This is a genomic window from Persicimonas caeni, from assembly GCF_006517175.1.
Lineage (GTDB): Bacteria > Myxococcota_A > Bradymonadia > Bradymonadales > Bradymonadaceae > Persicimonas > Persicimonas caeni.
The window spans coordinates 1,364,431-1,382,203 of sequence record NZ_CP041186.1; the positions used below are offsets into that span (position 1 = coordinate 1,364,431).

The window sequence follows — 17,773 nt, forward strand, 5'->3', positions numbered from 1 at the left end:
GCGAAGCGAAGTGGAGGAGGACCGAGGAGGAGGCCAAACAAAGCCCCAACACTGAACAAACGTCCCGGCACTTGCCACCACTCCAATCCCCTGAAATACTGCCCCGCCCACGGCGGTTCATTTCGAGCATGATTGTCCGCCGCGCCGAAGTGTTTTCCCTGCAGTATCTCCGGTACATATGACTGCCCAACCCAGCTTTAAAGCGCCCGCTCGCGCCACCCACGGCGAGCGTGTTTTCGACAAAGATGCGATCGTGATCCATGGGGCGCGCGAGCATAACCTGCGCAACCTCGACCTGGCGTTGCCCAAGCGCCGGCTGATCGTGTTCACCGGGCCGAGCGGCTCGGGCAAATCGAGCCTGGCTTTCGACACGGTCTATGCCGAGGGGCGGCGCCGCTACGTCGAGAGCCTGTCGACCTACGCGCGCCAGTTTCTGGGCCAGATCGACAAGCCCGACTTCGACTATATCGCGGGGCTGAGCCCGACGATCTCCATCGAGCAGAAGACGTCGACCAATAACCCGCGCAGTACCGTGGGGACGGTGACCGAGCTGCACGACCACCTGCGCGTGCTCTACGCCAGGCTCGGCCAGCAGTTTTGTCACGAGTGCGACCGCCCGATCACCTCGATGTCCAAAGAGGCGATCATCGGCAGCGTGCTGTCGCTCGACGAGGGCACCAAGTTCATGGTGCTCGCCCCGCTGGTGCGAAACCGCAAGGGTGAGTACCGCGACCTGTTCGAGGAGCTTCGCCAGGACGGGTTCATCCGGGCGCGGATCGACGGCGAAATCGTCGCGCTCGAAGACGTCGAGAAGGTCGCGTTGCACACGCGCCACGACATCGACGTGGTCGTCGACCGGCTCATCGCCAAGCCCGGCAAGCAGCAGCGCATCACCGACTCGGTGGAGCTGGCGCTGTCGACGGCCGGGGGGCGCTGCATCATCGTGACGCCGCCTCAGGGAGACGAAAAGCAAGAGCGCGAGCGCCTCTACAGCACCGAGCGCGCCTGCACCCACTGCAATATCGCGTTCCCCGAGTTGAGCCACCAGAGCTTCTCGTTCAACAGCCCGCTGGGGATGTGCTCCGATTGTCAGGGCATCGGCACGACCGACCAGGTCGCGCCCGACTCGCTGGTCATCGACGGGTCGAAGTCCCTCGCCGAGGGCGCCGTCGAGGCGATTGGGCCCCACCCGGAGAGCGACCGCGGCAAGCGCTTCAAGCACGCCGAGTCGGTCAAAAAGGTCTGGAAGCAGCTCGAGACGAGCGCCAAGGCCCGCAAAATCGACCTCGACCGGCCGTGGAGCGAGCTGACGAGCGACGAGCGCGAGCTCGTGCTCTTCGGGCCCGCCGAAAAGAAAAAGAAGAGCTACAAGGGCTTCGAGGGCGTCGTCGACTTCGTCGCCCACGCCCACAAGAAAGCCCGCAAGAAGAGCACCCGCGAGTTCTTCGGCGAGTTCCAGGAGCCGGCGCCCTGCCCCACCTGCGACGGCACGCGCATGCGCCCCGAGAGCCGGGCGGTGCGCTTCAAGGGCCGCTCGCTCGCCGAGGTCGGCGACATGGGCATCGACGAGGCGCGCGCGTTCTTCGAGGAGGTCGAGCTCGAGGGCCGCGACGCGGTCATCGGCACCGAGCTCATCGAGGAGATCCGCGAGCGCCTGGGGTTTTTGCTCGACGTCGGCCTCGACTACCTGTCGCTCGGCCGCGCCGCGCAGACGCTGTCGGGCGGCGAAGCCCAGCGCATCCGCCTGGCGAGCCAGTTGGGAAGCGAGCTGTCGGGCATCTTGTACGTGCTCGACGAGCCGTCGATCGGCCTGCACGCGCGTGACCACCGACGCCTGCTCGAGACGCTCGAGTCGCTTCGCGACCAGGGCAACTCGGTCATCGTCGTCGAGCACGACCGCGACACGATGGAGCACGCCGACCTGATCGTCGACTTCGGCCCGGGCGCCGGGCGCGTGGGCGGCGATATCGTGGCCATGGGCACGCCCGACGAGATTCTGGAGAGCTCCGAGTCGCTCACCGCCGACTACCTGGCCGGCCGCAAAAAGATCGCCGTGCCCGAAGAGCGCCGCTCGACGGACACGCCGAGCCTGTGGATTCGCGGCGCGCGCCACAACAACTTGAAGGGCATCGACGCGCGCTTTCCCACCGGCACGTTCACCTGCGTGACCGGCGTGTCGGGCGCGGGCAAAAGCTCGCTGGTCAACGAGACGCTCTACCCGGCGATCGCCCGAAACGTCTACTTCAAGCACCGATCGGTGGGCGCCCACGACGAGATCGAGGGCCTCGAGCTCTTCGACAAGGTCATCAAGATCGACCAGTCGCCCATCGGCCGCACCCCGCGCAGCAACCCGGCGACCTACACCAAGGTCTTCGACCATATCCGCGACCTGTTCGCCAACCTGCCCGAGTCGCGCATGTACGGCTTCGACAAGGGCCGGTTCAGCTTCAACGTCAAGGAGGGGCGCTGCGACGAGTGCAAGGGCCAGGGCGTCCAGACCGTCGAGATGAGCTTCTTGGCCGACGTGTACGTCCCGTGCGACGCCTGCCTGGGCCGGCGCTTCGACCCGACGACGCTTCGGGTGAAGTACCGCGGCCACAGCATCAACGACGTGCTCGACATGACGATCGCCGAGGCCGCCGAGGTCTTCGACAAGCACCCCAAGATCTCGCGAATCATGCAGACCTTGCTGGACGTCGGCCTCGACTATATCCAGCTCGGCCAGCCCTCCCCGACCCTGTCGGGCGGCGAAGCCCAGCGCGTCAAGCTGTCGCGCGAGCTGGCCAAGATCGCCACCGGCGACACGCTCTATATCCTCGACGAGCCGTCGACCGGGCTGCACTTCCACGACATCAGCAAGCTCCTGGGCGTGGTCGACCAGCTCGTCGACGCGGGCAACACGGTCGTGATGATCGAGCACAATATCGACATCATCAAATGCGCCGATTACCTCATCGACATCGGCCCCGAGGGCGGCCACGAAGGCGGCCACCTGGTGGCCGCGGGCACGCCCGAAGAGGTCGCCGAGGTCGACGAGAGCTACACCGGCAAGTTTTTGCGTGAGGCGTTGGGGTGAGCCCCGCGACCGCGCCCGAGACCGCGCCCGCGCCCCGTTGTTATTTTTGCAATGAGTTCACCGTTCGAAGCCGCTCCGATTGAACGATATCGATCAATTCGAGCGATATTGCTGCATCGACCGTAAAGCAGATGAACGGCGGGGCGCGGGCGCGGGCGGGGGCGCGGGCGCGGCGAGTCCCGGGCTAATGAATATTGTTTATTGATGGAGCACACCATGACCCACCCACGCCTGCACAACCTCCTCGCCCTCTCCACCGCCTCGCTCGCCCTGCTGGCGAGCGCGTGCGAGACCTCCGGGCCGACGGCCGACGAAGCCAAACCGGCGCAGTCCGCGAAACCCGAACCGCTCACCCAGCCCGACGACGTCGCCGCCGAGCCGTGCGCGGCGAAGATGGAGGCGGTCGCCGAGAAGCTGCGGCCGTTCCGGTTGTCGCGGTCGCTGCCCGACTTCGCCGCGGCCGACGACGAGCTCGTCGCGATGCCCGCGGACATCGGTGAGGCGCTGCTGCCCGACAGCCCCACCTCGGAGCGCTTCGACACGATGACCTTCGTCGAGTTGATGCCCGACGGGCGGGTGCGCCTCGGCGACGCCAAGGCGCCGATCGACGTGGCGAAGCTCGAGGCGCGCCTGGTGTCGCTGCAGCGACGACGCGCTAAAGAGGCGCAGATGCTGCAGCAGTCGGCGCCCGAGCCGATGCAGGCGGTCGTTGTGGCCCGGTCAGACGCCCAGCCGTCGGCGCTCGCCGACGTCATCTTCGCGCTCAACAAGGCGAAGGTCGCCGACATCGCGTTCGCCTACGCCGCCGAGGGCGTCGAGGCCGAGATGCTGCCGGTAGTCACCATCGAGACCGAGCTGGGCGTCGACGCCCAGGTAGAGCGCTACCGGCGCCACCTGCGCGCGTCCGACGCCGAGCGCGACGAGTTGCGCGAACAGGACCGCGCGTTCCACGACAAGGTGTTCGGCGAGCCGTGGAACGCCCAGTGCCACCGCACGTGGACCCTCGCCCTCGCCGGGCGCCTCGACGACGCCGAGGACGTGGTCGACCCGGACGAGACAGCCTGTTGTGCTCAGACCAACTGGAGCGCCGTGCAGTACCTCACCGTCGGCGGCGAGCAGCGCTCGTATGCGTCGTGGCGTGTGGTGTCGGCGAAGATGAGCGGGGTTCAGGCTAACAGCAGCCCCCTGGCGAAGCTGAAGTTGAAGCAGAACCACCCGGTGTTGAAGCTGTCGGCGGGCGACTCGTACCGGGCGTTTTTGCAGAAGGTGGTCGAGGCGGGCGACGAGCTACACGTGTTTGTGTTTGTGCCGTAGCCGCGCATACGCCTCGCGCTGGCTCCCCTCTCCGAATACTTCGACGAGCCACGCCTTGTCGGCGCGCGACAGGTGGGCTTCGACGGGCACCTCGGGTGACCAGGTCAGGGTGCCGTCGCCCACGCCGGGCCGGCCGCGGTCGGCCATCAGCACGAGCCGACGCTGGTCGCCCACACCGTGCTCGACCACGTAGAGGCCGCCGAATTTCTCGCGCGGGATTTTCAGCCCCGCGTTGAGCCCCCGCGGCGCGATCAGCTCGACGTAGTCGGGGGTGAGGGCCAATTTGCGGATGCGGTGTCGGTTGTTGTAGCCGGCGCCGAGCGCGACCGTGACCACCAGCAGGGGGATGGCGAAGGCGAAGAGCGTGAAGAAGATGCCCGGCGCAAAGAAGAGCCCGGCGACGAGCAACGGGACCAGGATGCCGAGCACGATCAGGTTCGTGCGCAGGCTCATGTCGACGCTGAACGTGCGGAAGAGTTCGACCTCCAGGCGCCCCTCCTCGCGCGAGACCGACAGCTTCGATTGGTAGGGAAGCGGCGGCAGGTCGTCGGCCGTGGGCACGAGGCCCGCGCCGGCGTAGCGTTTCAGTTGGCCTCGCTCTTCGACGTCGAAGCGAAGCCGCACCATCGCTTCGCGCGCGGTCTGCAGCCGCTCGGTGGGGTTCGGCTCGAGCAACTCTCCCAAAAAATCGACGAACTCGCCGGTGACCGGCACCACGTCGCGAAACTGCAGGCGCAGTCGTTCGACGGGCAGGTCGGCCGGGTGGCGGTGGGCGAGCAGGTGGACGAGCGTGGCGCCGAGCGAGTAGAGGTCGCTTGCGGGCGTGGCGCGACCGCTGAGCTGCTCGGGGGCGACGTAGCCGGGGCTCCCGACGAGCGTCGAGCCACCCACCGTCGCCTGCACGTGCTCGCCGGCAATGCCGAAGTCGATGAGGGCGACGCGCCCGTCGGGCCTGCGGATCAGATTCGACGGCTTGACGTCGCGGTGAATCACCGGCGGGTCGAGGCTGTGGATATAGTCGAGGACGTTGAGCACCGAACGACACAGCGCCACGGCTTCGGATTGGCGCATGTGGTGGCCGCGTTCGATGAGCTCGAGGAAGCTGTCGCCGGCGATATACTCGCGCACGAGGAAGTAGCGCGTCGCGTTGTCGCCGGCTTGTTGGAACGCATCGATATGTCTGGGGATGGCGTCGTGGTCGAGGCGCTCGAGCAGCCTGGCCTCGCGCTCGAAGAGCTCGACCGCCTTCCAATCGTGCGCCAGGTCGAGGTCGAACTCCTTGACGACGACCTGCTCGCCCGTGCGGTGGTCCACCGCCAAGTACGTATCGCCCTGCCCGCCGCGCCCGAGCACGTCCGACAACTCGTAGCGCCCGTCGAGCATCTCGCCGTCGAGGCGCTCTACCGCGTCCATGTCGAGGGGAGTCTGGGCCATCACGCACCGCCTTCGGAGTTGCCGAGCGAGCGCCCTTCTTTTGAGAGCGCCAGGTAGAGGCGTAAGAACTTACAGAGCCACGCCTGCGTCAGGTTGCCGGGCAACAGAGTCCACGTATGTTCGATGGTCCCTTCGAGGACTTTGATGCGGTCGAATTCGGCGATGACGTCGAAGAGCCGGTCGCGGCGCACGGTGCGCGTGCCGAGCGTGCGGCCGCGCCACCGTCGCACCAAGACGAGCTCGTCACGCGTGATCTCCAGGCGCCCGTCGAACCCGAGCGAGCGCCAAGTCGGCTCGGTCTCGACGACGAGCCTGTCGGCCTCGGCGCGAATCGACAGCGTGTCGGGAAGCCTCCTGGCGAGTGTCGAGCGCCCGCGCACCAAGCGCAGCCGCTCGGCGGGCGACTCGCCGGCGACGAGCGCGTCGTCGCCTTGCTCCGACGTCTTGTCGTAGCCGCGCCGGTAGAACCCATCGGCCGGCACCGCGGCCAACTCGCGAAGCCGCGCGAGCGCCTCGGCGGCCGACGCGATCCGGTCCTCGGGATACGGCGCGAGCATGTCGGCGAGCAGCTCGCCGAAGGCCTGCGATGCCTCGATATGGGGGGCGAAGTCGATCTCGAGGCCGCCGTCGCACAGCTCGACGGGGTGCACGCCGCTCATCATGTGCACGACGGTCGCGCCCAGCGCGTACAGGTCGCTGCACGGCTGCGCGCGGCCCATGATCTGCTCGACGGGCAGGTAGCCGCTGGTGCCGACGACGGTCGAGCCGCCGACGTCCTTGGGCACGATCGCCTGCACGGCGCCGAAGTCGACGAGCGCGTAGCGCCCGTTGGGGCCGCACACGATATTGGCCGGCTTGATGTCGCGGTGGACGATCGGCGGGTGCAGCTCGCCCAGATACGCCAACACGTCGAGCATCTGTTCCAGAAAGTCGACCGCTTGGTCCTGCGTCCACGTCTTGTTGGCCTCGAACCGGGCAGCCAAGCTGTCGCCCTCGACGTACTCCTGCACGAGGTAGAACCGCGGGTCGTCGGTCTCCTCGCCGACCACGAAATGGTCGATATACGACGGGATCGCCGGATGCTCGAGCGAGCGCAGCACCTTGCCCTCGCGCTCGAACAATTCGACGGCCTTCCACTCCGACACCGCCCGCATGGCGAGCTGCTTGACGGCGACCCGCGCCCCCGAGTCGAGGTCGCACGCGAGGAAGAGCCGCCCCTGCCCGCCGCGGCCGAGCACCCCGAGAATCTCGTAGCGCCCGCCCGATCCCTGAACGATGGAGAGTGTCTGGTTGTCGTCGAAGTGTTCTGCCAAGGTGCTTCTCGGTTTCGGCCAAAGCCCGTGCGATACACGTTCAAGAAAATAAAACGCCCGGGACGTGAATTCACGTCCCGGGCGCTCGATTTTCAGCAGATCCCGCGCGTCAATGTCGAGGAGCCCATCGCCAGCACAGCAGCGTGTCGTTCGTGCGAATGCCGCAGGCGACGATCCCGGTACTCACCTTGCGAAACTGCGCTTTGCTCGGCCATCCCGAGTAATTCCAGCCCCAGCACCAGATCGCGCCGACCTCGTCGACCGCGCAGCTCGTCTGGGTGCCCGCGCTGATCTGGGTGAACGGCACTGCGGGGGGAATTGCCTGGTCGACGTCGCCCGAGATGCCGCTGCCGCCGTCGTCGGGCACCTCCCACTCAGTCTGGGAGTTGGGCTCGGATCCCAGCCCCCAGCACTCCGTGGTGCCGTCGTCTCGCAACGCGCAGGTGTGATATCGCCCCGCGTCCAGTGAGGCGAACGAGCCGGCGGGCGGCACGGCTTGGCCGTGGTTGATCCGGTCGTCCAAGCTGGGGTCGGAGCCGGCGCCCCAACACTCGATCGTGTTGTCGTCGCGCAGCCCGCAGGTGTGTTTTCCGCCCGCGCTCAGGTCGGTGAACGTGCCGCTGGGCGGCGTGGCCTGGCCTTCATCGTTGCGTCCCCAGCAGGAGACCACCCCGGCGGTGTCGATCGCGCAAGTGTGATGCCAGCCGGCGGCCACGTCGAGGTAGGTGCCCGTGGGGGCGACCGCCTGGTCGAAGTCATTGTCGGCGTTCTCGTCGACGTTGGGGTCTTCCCCCATCCCCCAGCACGCAAGGGTGTCGTCGTCGCGGATGGCACATGCGTGCCAGAACCCGGTGCTGATCGCCTTGAAGCTGCCATCAGGCCCGTCGAGGTTCTCGTTGCAGCCGACGCTGCCGTCGGACTGCAGCACGCAGAACCAAGAGCCCGTGACATCGACGTCGAGCACGGCCAAGCCCTGGGGCGTGTCGACCTCGGCCCACACGTCACCTGGCTGACGGGTGACGTCCTGGGCCACCCCGTCGGTCGCATCGAGCGAGTCGACGCCGTCGTTCGGGCGACACTGCCCCGAGATACAGGTGTGCTCGGAGGGACAGTCGGAGGTGGTGTTACACGACAGCCAATGCGACTCGCTGCCGGTCTTCGGGTCGTGGTCGTCGGTGCAACTGGCCGAGAACGTCAGGCTCACCAAGCTCGCCAGTGCAACGGTTGCGACGGTTGCGATTGATCGTGCTTTCATCGTGCTTCTCCATGTTCGTCATCATCGTCATTCGAATTGTCGAGCACCGACTGACCGAAATAAAACGTCACTCTGGAGGTCTGCGCGTGCGAAGGACGGTTGTCGGCGTTGTAGGCATCGACCTCCTCGCGAAGCTTGGACAACTCCCGGCGGGTATCGCTCAAAAGCCCGAGCACGCGACCGGCAAACGGGTGGCCCTCCCAGATCTCGAAGGAGTACGTGCTGCCGCCGACCGCATCGGAGGGGAGCGACTGCAAGCGCGTGTTGCGCAGTTTGACGCACGCGGCGGTGACCAGCGCGTTGAAGTGGTCGAAGAACGACGCCTCCCACCCGGCGGGGTCTTCCATCGGAATCACGCAGACGTCCGAGCGGTAACTGGGTGCGTCGGCTTGCGTCGGGCTCGAGCGAGTCACCCGCCCCTCGTCGACCAGCGTATCGAGGGCGTCCTCGACGACGGCCGGCTCATAACCGAGCCGCTCGCTCAACGCGTCGACGCTGATCGGCCCGTGCAAGTAGACGTGGAGCCAGATGAGCGCCAACGCCGAGGCGTGCTCGTCACGCCCGGCGAGTCGGGCGAAGTCTTGGTCGCTGGCAAAGCGATAGGCCGTCGAGTGGCCGCTTCCGGTCTGGAAGACCAGGCCGGACTCGACGAGATCCCACAGGATGCCGCGCACCGTGGCGTCATCCTCGGCGTAGAACTCACCGAGCACTTCGGCGCGGGTGACGACCTCGCGCTCACGCACGAAGTTGAAGACGGCCTCCCAGACCGACTCCTTTTCAGCATCGCGACGGGCGGTCAGCCGCCGAAGCTTCGCCTGATAGGAGCGCAGGGCCATGCCGAACATGTCGGCCGCGACCTTGCGGCTCACGCCCTGCTCCTCGAGCTCGGTGGCCAACTCGAGAAAGACGGAGTTGGCGATATCGGCCAACGGGGCGCGCAGGCCCGCCGAGGTGGCCAATTGCGCGATGAGCACCGTGGTCTGACGGACGACGGCGTCGATGAGCAGTCTGACGTTCACAACATTCTCCACAGAGGTGAATCGGGCTCGACATCCCCCACTCTAGGGCGTCACGGATGCGCGGGTAGTGCAAGATCTTGCATCCCCATAGAGGCAGACTCGAAGGGCAAACGCAAAAACGCCCGCGACGCATCTCGCGTCGCGGGCGTTTTTGGTGCGGCTAGTCTAGCCGGAGCTTGGCTCAGCCGACAACGCTGTTGTCGTCGTCATCACCGTCGTCGTCTCCGTCACACGCGAAGCTCTCGCCGTCGTCGTCTCCGTCGTCGCCGTCTCCGTCACACGCGAAGCTCTCGCCGTCGTCGTCTCCGTCGTCGCCGTCTCCGTCACACGCGAACGAGTCGTCGCCCTCTTCGTCGTCGCCGTCCTCGTCGTCTCCGTCGTCGCCGTCGTCCTCGTCGCCCTCACCTTCTGCGACAAAGCCTTCGCCGTCGTCGTCTCCGTCGTCGCCGTCTCCGTCACACGCGAACGAGTCGTCGCCCTCTTCGTCGTCGCCGTCGTCCTCGTCATCCTCATCGTCTTCGTCGGCCTGCGGCGCCTCCATGTGGGCGTCGTCGAGCGCGACGGTGTTCGGCGAGGACCAGGTGAAACCGGTGGTCAGACCGAGAACCAACAAGCAGAACAGCAAACTTTTGAACTTGGAATCCATCCGTTTCTCCTCAAAAGAGAGTAATGTCGGCAGCGCCGAACAAGCATTCATGTGAGCCGCTGGGCGCGGGCCCTTCGCTCGTGCTCGACGCGCTCACACTGATGCAGAGTAACGGTCGACTCCAAAGTATGCAAACAGGAACCAGCCGAGCGCGCCACTTTTTCTTTATGTTTCGCTTGTTTGGCGAATAAAGCCGAGAAAGATGAGGCCCACGAGTAGGGCCCACCCGACGGGCGGAGCGGCGTCGCCGCCGGCCGAGCAGCCTCCGGAGCTACCGCCCGGACGGTGGTCGTCTTCGTCTCCCGCGTCTCCGGCATCGGGGTCGCTAATGTCGGGCTCGCCGACGGGACATCCATCGATGTCTCCGCCCGCGTCGAAGGGACAGGCGTCTTCGACGTCGTCGATCGAATCGTCGTCGTCATCGGGATCGCAGACGTCTCCCAAGTCGTCCGCATCGTTGTCGAATTGGTCGGCGTTGGCGGTCTGGGGGCAGTTGTCGAGGTCGTCGGGGATGCCGTCGGCGTCGGCGTCCTCGATCTGGACGGCGACTTCGATATGTCGAGTGATACGCGTGCCCACGGCTTCCTCCGCGAAGAGCGTGAGTCGATACTCGCCGGCCTCACGCCAAGTGGGCTGCCACCGAAATTCGCCGGTTTGCGCCGAGAAGTTGGCCGTCGGGGGAAGGGGATCGACTCCGTAGGTGAGCACGGCGTCCTCGACGTCCGACGCGGCGATCTGAAACTCCACCACGTCGCCTGCGCGGAGTTCGTACCGAGTGCCCTCTCTGGGCGTCGGCGCGATGAAGGAGGGAACGTCGTTGACGGGCGTGACCTCGATCGTCACCGTCGCCTCGGCGCGCAGTCCTTCGGAGTCGAAGGCCTCATAACAAAACGAATCGGTGCCCACGAAGTGCCGCTCCGGCTCGTAACGGTATCGGCCCTCGCCCAGTTCGATAAGCTCGCCGTGTTCGGCGAAGCTGCACAAGCTCGCGCGGTGGACGGTCACATCCTCGACGTCGGTGTCGTTGGCGAGCACGTCGATTTCGATGGGAGCGTCTTCGTGAGTCGAAAACGAGTCGTCGAGCGCCTCGGGCGCGTCGTTGACCGCATCGACCGTGACCCAGACACGCGCGGTGTCCGTCGCCCCCTGTGGATTGGTGACGGCAAACTCGAAGACGTCGGTACCTACGAAATCGGGATCGGGGATGTAGGTTAGCGCCGGGAGCGTACCTGTGAAGGTGCCATGCGCGGGTTGGCTTGCCAGCGAGAAAGTGAGCGCGCCGCCGTCGGGATCGTGGCCCGACAAGTCCACTCGCACTGGTGTTTCTTCCCGGGTGAAGACCGACTGGGAGTGAGCGGCGAAAGGCAACGGTATCTCGACACGCCGAGCGTACAGACGCCGCTCCCCGAAGTCGGTCTCGCGAGTATAGGCGACGAGATGGCTTCCCGGGCGGGTCGAAGCAGCACTCTCGAGTCGGTTGTGCGGCATGTCGGAGGCCGCCAACACGAAGGGAGGCTCGGCTGTGGTCTGGTTGCCGACGACCGCGGCTTCGAGATTGTGAGGCTGCGACCCGCCAGGGTTCACGTGGTCTTGGAGAAAGAGCGTCGCCGACTTGTCGCCGGAGAGCGCCAGCTTGTCTCCGCGGGTGTCGAGCTCGCTCGGATTCGCCAATCCCGTCTGGATGAGGTTTCCGGTGGCATCGATGCGAGCCAGGCGAACCAGGCTGTTACTCCATGTATCCTCGGCCCAACCGACCAGAAAATGGTCACCGTCGAACGCAACTGACACATATTCGATGTCGGTGGCTGCAGGAAGCGTCACAGCCACTTGCACCGGGGTCCCGGGAATGCCTCGGTGGTCGACCGGGACGGCAAAGATCTTGTCATCCTGAGCGTACGCCACCATGAAGTGATGACCGCCATAGACCGTGGCCACCTCGGAGGACGATGCCTCGGGCGGCACGACCTCCGCGGTGCTCGCGCCGAGCACCTCGCCGTCTGGCGCGATACGCACCGCGTGCATGCCCGACTGGGGACTGGGCTTGCCGATCACCAGGTAGTGCCCTGCGCCGAAGACGACGTTGCCTCGAGGCGCCGACTCCAGCCCGACCTCGATCTCGAAGTGGTCGAGCACGGCGCCGGTCGCGCCATCGATGCGATGGGCCCACAGTCGGCTGTAGAGGGCGTTGCGCCAGACCACCAGATAATCGGAGCCGTCGGAAGCGACGCCGATCAGGGCGTCGAAGGCCGGGTCGGTGCCGATGGCCATGGGTGAAGCCTGCAACGCAGCGCCCGTCTCGTCGAGGCGCACCCCGTAGATGTCCATCGAACCGTTGCGGTCGTCGCTCCATGCGGCGAAGTAGCCGTCACCGTTGGTCGCCAGTTCGACCATGCTGCGTCGGCTGTCTTGGCCATAGGGGATGAAGCCGCCCGAGTCGAGGATGGCTCCCGAACGGCTGATTCGAGCCGCGTACAGGTTCAGGCCGCTCAACAGTTCGCGCACGTTCCAGACCATGAGCGTCTTGTGCCCGTCACTCGCTGCGCTGAGCCCGACACCCGACCGCCCCAGACGCGTTGCAACCTGCCGAGGCGTCGGGTCGAGCAGCGCTCCCGTATCACTCAGTCGGCTGGTGACGATTCCGCCCAATGTCGGCCAAGAGACGACGAAACTGTGCCCATCGTAGGTGAGCGCTTTGCTGAACCGTACACCGGCAGGCGAGAACGTCTGCGGGTCGATCACGCCGTCCTCGGTGATGAATTGGCCATGAAGCCCCGTAGAGCCGGGCCGCGTGACCAAGAATTTGCCGGCTCCGGCGACCATCGACAGGCGACCACCACACTGCGTACACAGAGAGATTCCGCCGGGGTCGAGCACCGCGCCGGCGGTCGAAACGCGCACCGCGTTGTGATCGTAGGGCGACTGCCCCTCGACATACGTCAGTAAGTAGGTGGACTGGCCGAAGGCGATGTCGGCCAGCCAAAGCCGGCGCTGAGAAGAGGCGATGACAAAGGGCTGCGCCTCCATAAACTGGCCGCCCGCCGAGATGCGCCTCGCGCGAAGCTCGTACCCACCGGAGCCACCGGCACGAACAGCCACCAGGTAATTTGCCCCGTCGGTGGCGACCTTCGGATACAGGCCCCCGATCTCGACGACCATATCCTGCTGCTCGAGCCGGTTACCGTCCGCATCGATTCGAAACGCGCGCGTCTCGTACGGGCCGTAATCCCAATACGCGCTGTAGCTGACCAGACACTGCCCGGTGATGCACGCGATGCTCACATCGACGGGGATGAACGAGCTGGGGTGGAGCCAGGTGAGGCTCGCAAGCCGGATGCCCTTCGGGTCGAGCACATGGCCGAGCGGGGAAATGCGCACGCCTCGAATCTCGGCGCGCCCCGAGTACTTCTGCTCGACAAAAACCACCCAAAAATTCGTCCCGTCGAATGCAATCTCCGGATCGAATTGGTCATCGAGATGCGGAGCCAATACCGGAGCATCGAGTTCCAGCTCCCCGGAGACCGTCGGGCTCGACACCGCCGACGTCGTATGGGTCAGCGCGGACATCGAAACCGTCGGCGCCGACGGTCTCGGTGTCGGGTCGACGAAGTCGTCATCCCCTTCAGTACACGCCGTGGCGAGGAGGGCCGAGAGGGCGAGCAGAGGCGCGATACAGCGCAGCCTTTCGAGACGCAGACTCTTCACAAATTGAAACACGATTCCCCCACAAAATGGCCTTGGGCGTCGAAGTGTCGGGAAGTATACGCAAAGCGTCGGCGAGATGCACCACCAACCACACATTGCCGCCCGCACCATCTATGGTATATGGTGCCTACCAGCGACATTCACCAACGCTTTCTGCCACGGAGCCAGCTTCATGTCAGACGACGCCCTGTCCCTCGGGGACATCGTCGAGGACCTAAGCCAGATCCTCGAGATGGTCCAGCAACGGGAGCAATCCGGTGCTCCCGCCTCTTACGACGCCATCCAAGCTGAAACGTCCGGTCAACTCCACCTGCACATCCTGAGCTATATTCGCTTCTTGGAGGGGCAGGACTTTCTGGTCTACGACCGCATCAATGACGAGCTGACCGTGCCGTCGGGAGGCCAGCAGGCGCTGGCGGCGCCCGAGACGTGGCAGCAGGACGTCTACGAGGCCTTCGCCGAGCATATCGGCGACGACGCCATCGACGAAGAGGACGTCGACGAGCTGCTCGACGGAGTCGACGACGGCTTTCTGGACCAGATCGCCTCGGGGATCGAGGAGGTCAGCGCCGAGCTCGAGGCCGAGGAAGCCGCCCAGCAGGCGGCCCAGCAGGCCGGCTTCGAGGATTCGACCCCGCAGACCAACGAGGTCGAGCCCGAGATGGCCTTCGACGGCCCCGGCCCCCAAGGATCAACCGAGCAAGGATTCACCGAGCAAGGATTCACCGAGCAAGGATTCACCCAGGACCCGGTGGACGATTCCGCCGAGCCCGATTTCGCGCCGGCCGCCGAGGCCGGCAGCCAAGACGCAACGCCTAACTCAACGGACGCTATGAACGGACAAGGACTTCAGGGACAATCGCAAGGAGGCGTGACCATCTCCGCCAACCCGTCGACCGCGGAGATGTATACCCGCCAAGACGAGCTTGGAAGCGGTGGCGTGGGCACGGTCTACCGCGCCAGCCAGACCAAGTTGGCCCGCGATGTCGCCCTCAAAGAGATCAACCAGGTCTTCAACGTGTTCGCCGGGGTCAAGCGCGACGACATCATCGATGCGTTCACCCACGTGGTCCAGCAGCAGGCGAGCCTGGTGCACCCGAATATCGTCCAGGTCATCGACATCGAGACCCAGGTCGAGTACCCGTTCGTGGTCACCCAGTACGCGCCCAAGGGCAACCTGCGCCGGCTCATCGAGATGGAGGACCGGCCCAAGCTGAGCGTGGCGCTCAAGTACTTCATGCAGATTCTGGCGGGCCTCAAGACCGCCCACGACTCCGGCGTCATCCACGGCAACCTCAAGCCGGAGAACGTCGTGCTCGACGCCGCCGGCAACGCCATGCTCTCGGACTTCGGCCTGTCGAGCATCGTCGAGCGCGAGGGCGGCAACTCGGCGCACGTGTATGTGGGCGTGGGCACCGTCGCCTACATGAGCCCCGAGCAGTTCCAGAACCCCAACGCCGCCACCATCAAGAGCGACATCTACTCGCTGGGCATCATGTTCTACGAGATGCTCACCGGCAAAGTCCCCGGCCGACGCTCGCCGATGCCCTCGAGCTTCTACCCGGACATCCCGCGCAAGCTCGACGACATCTTCGACAAGATGTCGATGGACGCCCAGGAAGACCGCTACGACTCCACCGAGGAGATTCTGGCCGACCTGTACGCCGCCGACGAGGTGATGAGCCTGCTCGACAACCGCTCGGGCGTGCTGTTCATGACCGACCCCATCGAGCACGGCGAGCTCGGCGGCATCGCCGTGGCAGGCGGCGGTGTGGGGCTCGGCGAGGAGTCGAGCTCGGAGATGGGCCTCGAGGAGTCGTCGATTTCGGAGGTCTCCGAGGTCTCGGAAGCCGACGAAGACAGCGAAGCCGAAGAGGTCGACGAGGCCGAGGCGTCGGAGGCCGAAGAGGCCGCCGAGCAGAGCGAGGCCGAGGACGCAGGAGACCCGGAGGCCGAAGAGGCCGACGACGCCGAGGAGTCCGAAGCTGACGACGCCAGCGATCCTGACGACGTGCTCGACAAGCTCGACAAGTACGGCGACATGTTCGACGACTGAGTAAGAAGAGTTGGCCTTGCAGGTGTGCAGCGCCTGATATTTGAGGCGAGGGCAAACAACGCCCCCGCGGAACAGCAATTTGAGGGTCGTTTCAATCGCCACATAAGCCGGATTGAGACGACCCTCAAATCGTTGTTTGCGCCGCATTTCAGGCGCCCCAAATAGCAGTCGTTGCTCCTCTGCGGGGCCTTCACCACTGAAAACAACCCCCTACAACCCCAACAAAATATCATGTCCGACGACACCATCCTCCCCTTCGAAGGCGCCCTGCCCGAGCTGGGCGAAGACGTCTACATCGCCGAGGGCGCCCGCGTCATCGGCAACGTCGAACTCGGCGACCATGCCAGCGTCTGGTACAACGCGGTGCTGCGCGGCGATCTCGAAAAGATCACCATCGGCGCACGCACCAACGTCCAAGACGGCACGGTCATCCACATCGAGAGCGGCCAATACGCCACCAACATCGGCGAGGGCGTCACCATCGGCCACAAGGCGCTGGTCCACGCCTGCACCATCGGCGACAACTGCCTGATCGGCATGGGCAGCATCATCCTCGACGGCGCCGTCATCGAGGACAACTGCCTGGTGGCCGCCGGCGCCGTCGTCACCCCCGGCAAGACCTTCCCCGCCGGCAGCCTGATCATGGGCACGCCCGCCAAAGTCGTGCGCGAATTGTCCTACGAGGAAATCGAGGGATTTCGCGACTCCGCCGCGCATTACGTGGAGCTGGCGCGGCGTCATCGCGATTCGTAATTGTTCGAATTGCGGCGTGTGTGGTTGATGCGGATCAATCCGTCGGCCGTTCGTTCGAATTGCGGCGTGTGTGGTTGATGCGGATCAACACCCCGGGCCGAGACCCGGGGCTGCACCGGCGCCGGGCTCCGCGGGCAGCAAGCAGCCGCTCCGCCTGGGCCTATTGCGGTCAACCGCCGTTGCGGAGCGGGGGCTTGCCCCCAGCGGAGCCCTCGCCCGTGCAGCCCCAAGGCTTGCCTTGGGATCATGCATGAGGTCATGCGTGGCAATCACCCCGCATCCCGCCGGCCGCCGCCATCCCACGAGGCGCCCGAAACCGCAGCCAGGTACGTCACAGCCTCATCATCCGCCTCCGGGGTTTCGTCAAACCGCACCTTTTCGAAAGGCGTCCAGACCTCCTCGTCGCGATGATGCTCTTTCTGCTTATCCACGTAGTTTTGGACCACACGCATATCCTCCATCCACGTGCTGACGGCGCCGTAGCCGACCTGCCACTTCAGCTCCTCGCCACGATGCTCACCGTTGCGAAGACCTTTGTTCCACTCCACCGCCGTCTTCGATTTCATGACACGCACGGCTCTCTCGACCGCAGTTGATGCATGCCAGCGGTAGAACGAATGCACATGGTCCCACGCCGAATTGACGGCCAACGGCGTCAAGTCGAGCTCCTTACCAATTTCGCGCAGTCTTTGATGAACGAATAGTTCGAGGTCGCCGCTCAAGATGCGGCGGCTGTATTTCGTACGCCAAACGAGATGGATGTAGATCTCGCAGTAGCTCTTCGTTGCCATTGTAGTCTCCCGGGTCGGGATGATTGTTTTCGGGCTCTACAATGGTTTTCGGCAGGATGGGGCGAATCGTTGCGTGTTTTCTGCGAATTCGCCGTGTGGGGTGGTTCTGGCGGGGGTGGTTTTGTTTCGGTTTTGTCCGGGGTGGTGGGTTCGAATTGGGCGACATGAGGCCCATGTGGTTGATGCGGATCAAACCCCCGGGACGAAATGAAGCCCATGTGGTTGATGCGGGTCAACACCCCGGGGCCGAAATGAGGCCCATATGGTTGATGCGGATCAACACCCCGGGCCGAGACCCGGGGCTGCACCGGCGCAGGGCTCCGCGGGCAGCAAGCAGCCGCTCCGCCTGGGCCCATTGAGGTCAACCGCCGTTGCGGAGCGGGGGCTTGCCCCCAGCGGAGCCCTCGCCCGTGC

11 protein-coding genes are annotated in these 17,773 nt (G+C 65.4%); 4 read left to right on the forward strand and 7 right to left on the reverse strand.

The features are described from left to right. Positions 1–178: 178 nt before the first annotated feature. Entirely contained in the window at positions 179–3,076 is a 2,898-nt protein-coding gene (uvrA, locus tag FIV42_RS05060) for an excinuclease ABC subunit UvrA (RefSeq protein ID WP_141196620.1), read from the forward strand. Between the two features lie 216 nt (positions 3,077–3,292). After that, a complete protein-coding gene (locus tag FIV42_RS05065) occupies positions 3,293–4,390 on the forward strand; it encodes a hypothetical protein (RefSeq protein ID WP_141196621.1) in 1,098 nt (365 codons plus the stop codon). On the opposite strand, the gene FIV42_RS05070 is transcribed toward FIV42_RS05065, so the two are convergent. The 6 genes from FIV42_RS05070 to FIV42_RS30495 all read right to left on the reverse strand — a co-directional run bounded on the left by FIV42_RS05070 (position 4,364) and on the right by FIV42_RS30495 (position 13,621). Continuing rightward, positions 4,364–5,824: a serine/threonine protein kinase gene (locus FIV42_RS05070; RefSeq protein ID WP_141196622.1), complete on the reverse strand. Its 1,461-nt coding sequence runs from the start codon at positions 5,822–5,824 to the stop codon at positions 4,364–4,366. The genes FIV42_RS05065 and FIV42_RS05070 overlap by 27 nt on opposite strands. Continuing rightward, positions 5,824–7,137 carry a serine/threonine protein kinase gene (locus FIV42_RS05075; RefSeq protein WP_168210423.1) on the reverse strand — a complete coding sequence of 438 codons (1,314 nt, stop codon included), beginning with the start codon at positions 7,135–7,137 and terminating at the stop codon, positions 5,824–5,826. The genes FIV42_RS05070 and FIV42_RS05075 overlap by 1 nt, the downstream gene beginning before the upstream one ends. Before the next feature lie 109 nt (positions 7,138–7,246). Then, the gene (locus FIV42_RS05080; protein WP_141196624.1) at positions 7,247–8,392 is read right to left on the reverse strand and encodes an RCC1 domain-containing protein; all 1,146 of its coding nucleotides are present in this window, start codon (positions 8,390–8,392) and stop codon (positions 7,247–7,249) included. Beyond that, on the reverse strand, positions 8,389–9,411 hold the full coding sequence (locus FIV42_RS05085; RefSeq protein WP_141196625.1) for a DNA glycosylase AlkZ-like family protein: 1,023 nt from the start codon (positions 9,409–9,411) through the stop codon (positions 8,389–8,391). Before FIV42_RS05085 ends, FIV42_RS05080 begins: the two co-directional genes overlap by 4 nt. Before the next feature lie 181 nt (positions 9,412–9,592). Further along, entirely contained in the window at positions 9,593–10,057 is a 465-nt protein-coding gene (locus FIV42_RS05090) for a hypothetical protein (RefSeq protein ID WP_141196626.1), read from the reverse strand. A gap of 165 nt (positions 10,058–10,222) precedes the next feature. Then, positions 10,223–13,621 (reverse strand): Ig-like domain-containing protein, encoded by a 3,399-nt coding sequence (locus FIV42_RS30495; RefSeq protein ID WP_187027619.1) that lies wholly within the window; start codon positions 13,619–13,621, stop codon positions 10,223–10,225. A gap of 310 nt (positions 13,622–13,931) precedes the next feature. Between FIV42_RS30495 and FIV42_RS05100 the strand changes: the two genes are divergently transcribed. Continuing rightward, positions 13,932–15,815: a serine/threonine-protein kinase gene (locus tag FIV42_RS05100; RefSeq protein ID WP_141196628.1), complete on the forward strand. Its 1,884-nt coding sequence runs from the start codon at positions 13,932–13,934 to the stop codon at positions 15,813–15,815. A gap of 231 nt (positions 15,816–16,046) precedes the next feature. Beyond that, positions 16,047–16,568 carry a gamma carbonic anhydrase family protein gene (locus tag FIV42_RS05105; RefSeq protein WP_141196629.1) on the forward strand — a complete coding sequence of 174 codons (522 nt, stop codon included), beginning with the start codon at positions 16,047–16,049 and terminating at the stop codon, positions 16,566–16,568. Between the two features lie 269 nt (positions 16,569–16,837). On the opposite strand, the gene tnpA is transcribed toward FIV42_RS05105, so the two are convergent. Beyond that, entirely contained in the window at positions 16,838–17,359 is a 522-nt protein-coding gene (gene tnpA, locus FIV42_RS05110) for an IS200/IS605 family transposase (protein WP_141196630.1), read from the reverse strand. Positions 17,360–17,773 lie beyond the last annotated feature (414 nt).

Excerpts from the sequence above, each read along its gene's own strand:
- uvrA (WP_141196620.1), top strand. The coding sequence starts at position 179 with ATGACTGCCCAACCCAGCTTTAAAGCGCCCGCTCGCGCCACCCACGGC.
- FIV42_RS05065 (WP_141196621.1), top strand. The coding sequence starts at position 3,293 with ATGACCCACCCACGCCTGCACAACCTCCTCGCCCTCTCCACCGCCTCG.
- FIV42_RS05070 (WP_141196622.1), bottom strand. The coding sequence starts at position 5,824 with ATGGCCCAGACTCCCCTCGACATGGACGCGGTAGAGCGCCTCGACGGC.
- FIV42_RS05080 (WP_141196624.1), bottom strand. The coding sequence starts at position 8,392 with ATGAAAGCACGATCAATCGCAACCGTCGCAACCGTTGCACTGGCGAGC.
- FIV42_RS05090 (WP_141196626.1), bottom strand. The coding sequence starts at position 10,057 with ATGGATTCCAAGTTCAAAAGTTTGCTGTTCTGCTTGTTGGTTCTCGGT.
- FIV42_RS30495 (WP_187027619.1), bottom strand. The coding sequence starts at position 13,621 with ATGTCCGCGCTGACCCATACGACGTCGGCGGTGTCGAGCCCGACGGTC.
- FIV42_RS05100 (WP_141196628.1), top strand. The coding sequence starts at position 13,932 with ATGTCAGACGACGCCCTGTCCCTCGGGGACATCGTCGAGGACCTAAGC.
- FIV42_RS05105 (WP_141196629.1), top strand. The coding sequence starts at position 16,047 with ATGTCCGACGACACCATCCTCCCCTTCGAAGGCGCCCTGCCCGAGCTG.
- tnpA (WP_141196630.1), bottom strand. The coding sequence starts at position 17,359 with ATGGCAACGAAGAGCTACTGCGAGATCTACATCCATCTCGTTTGGCGT.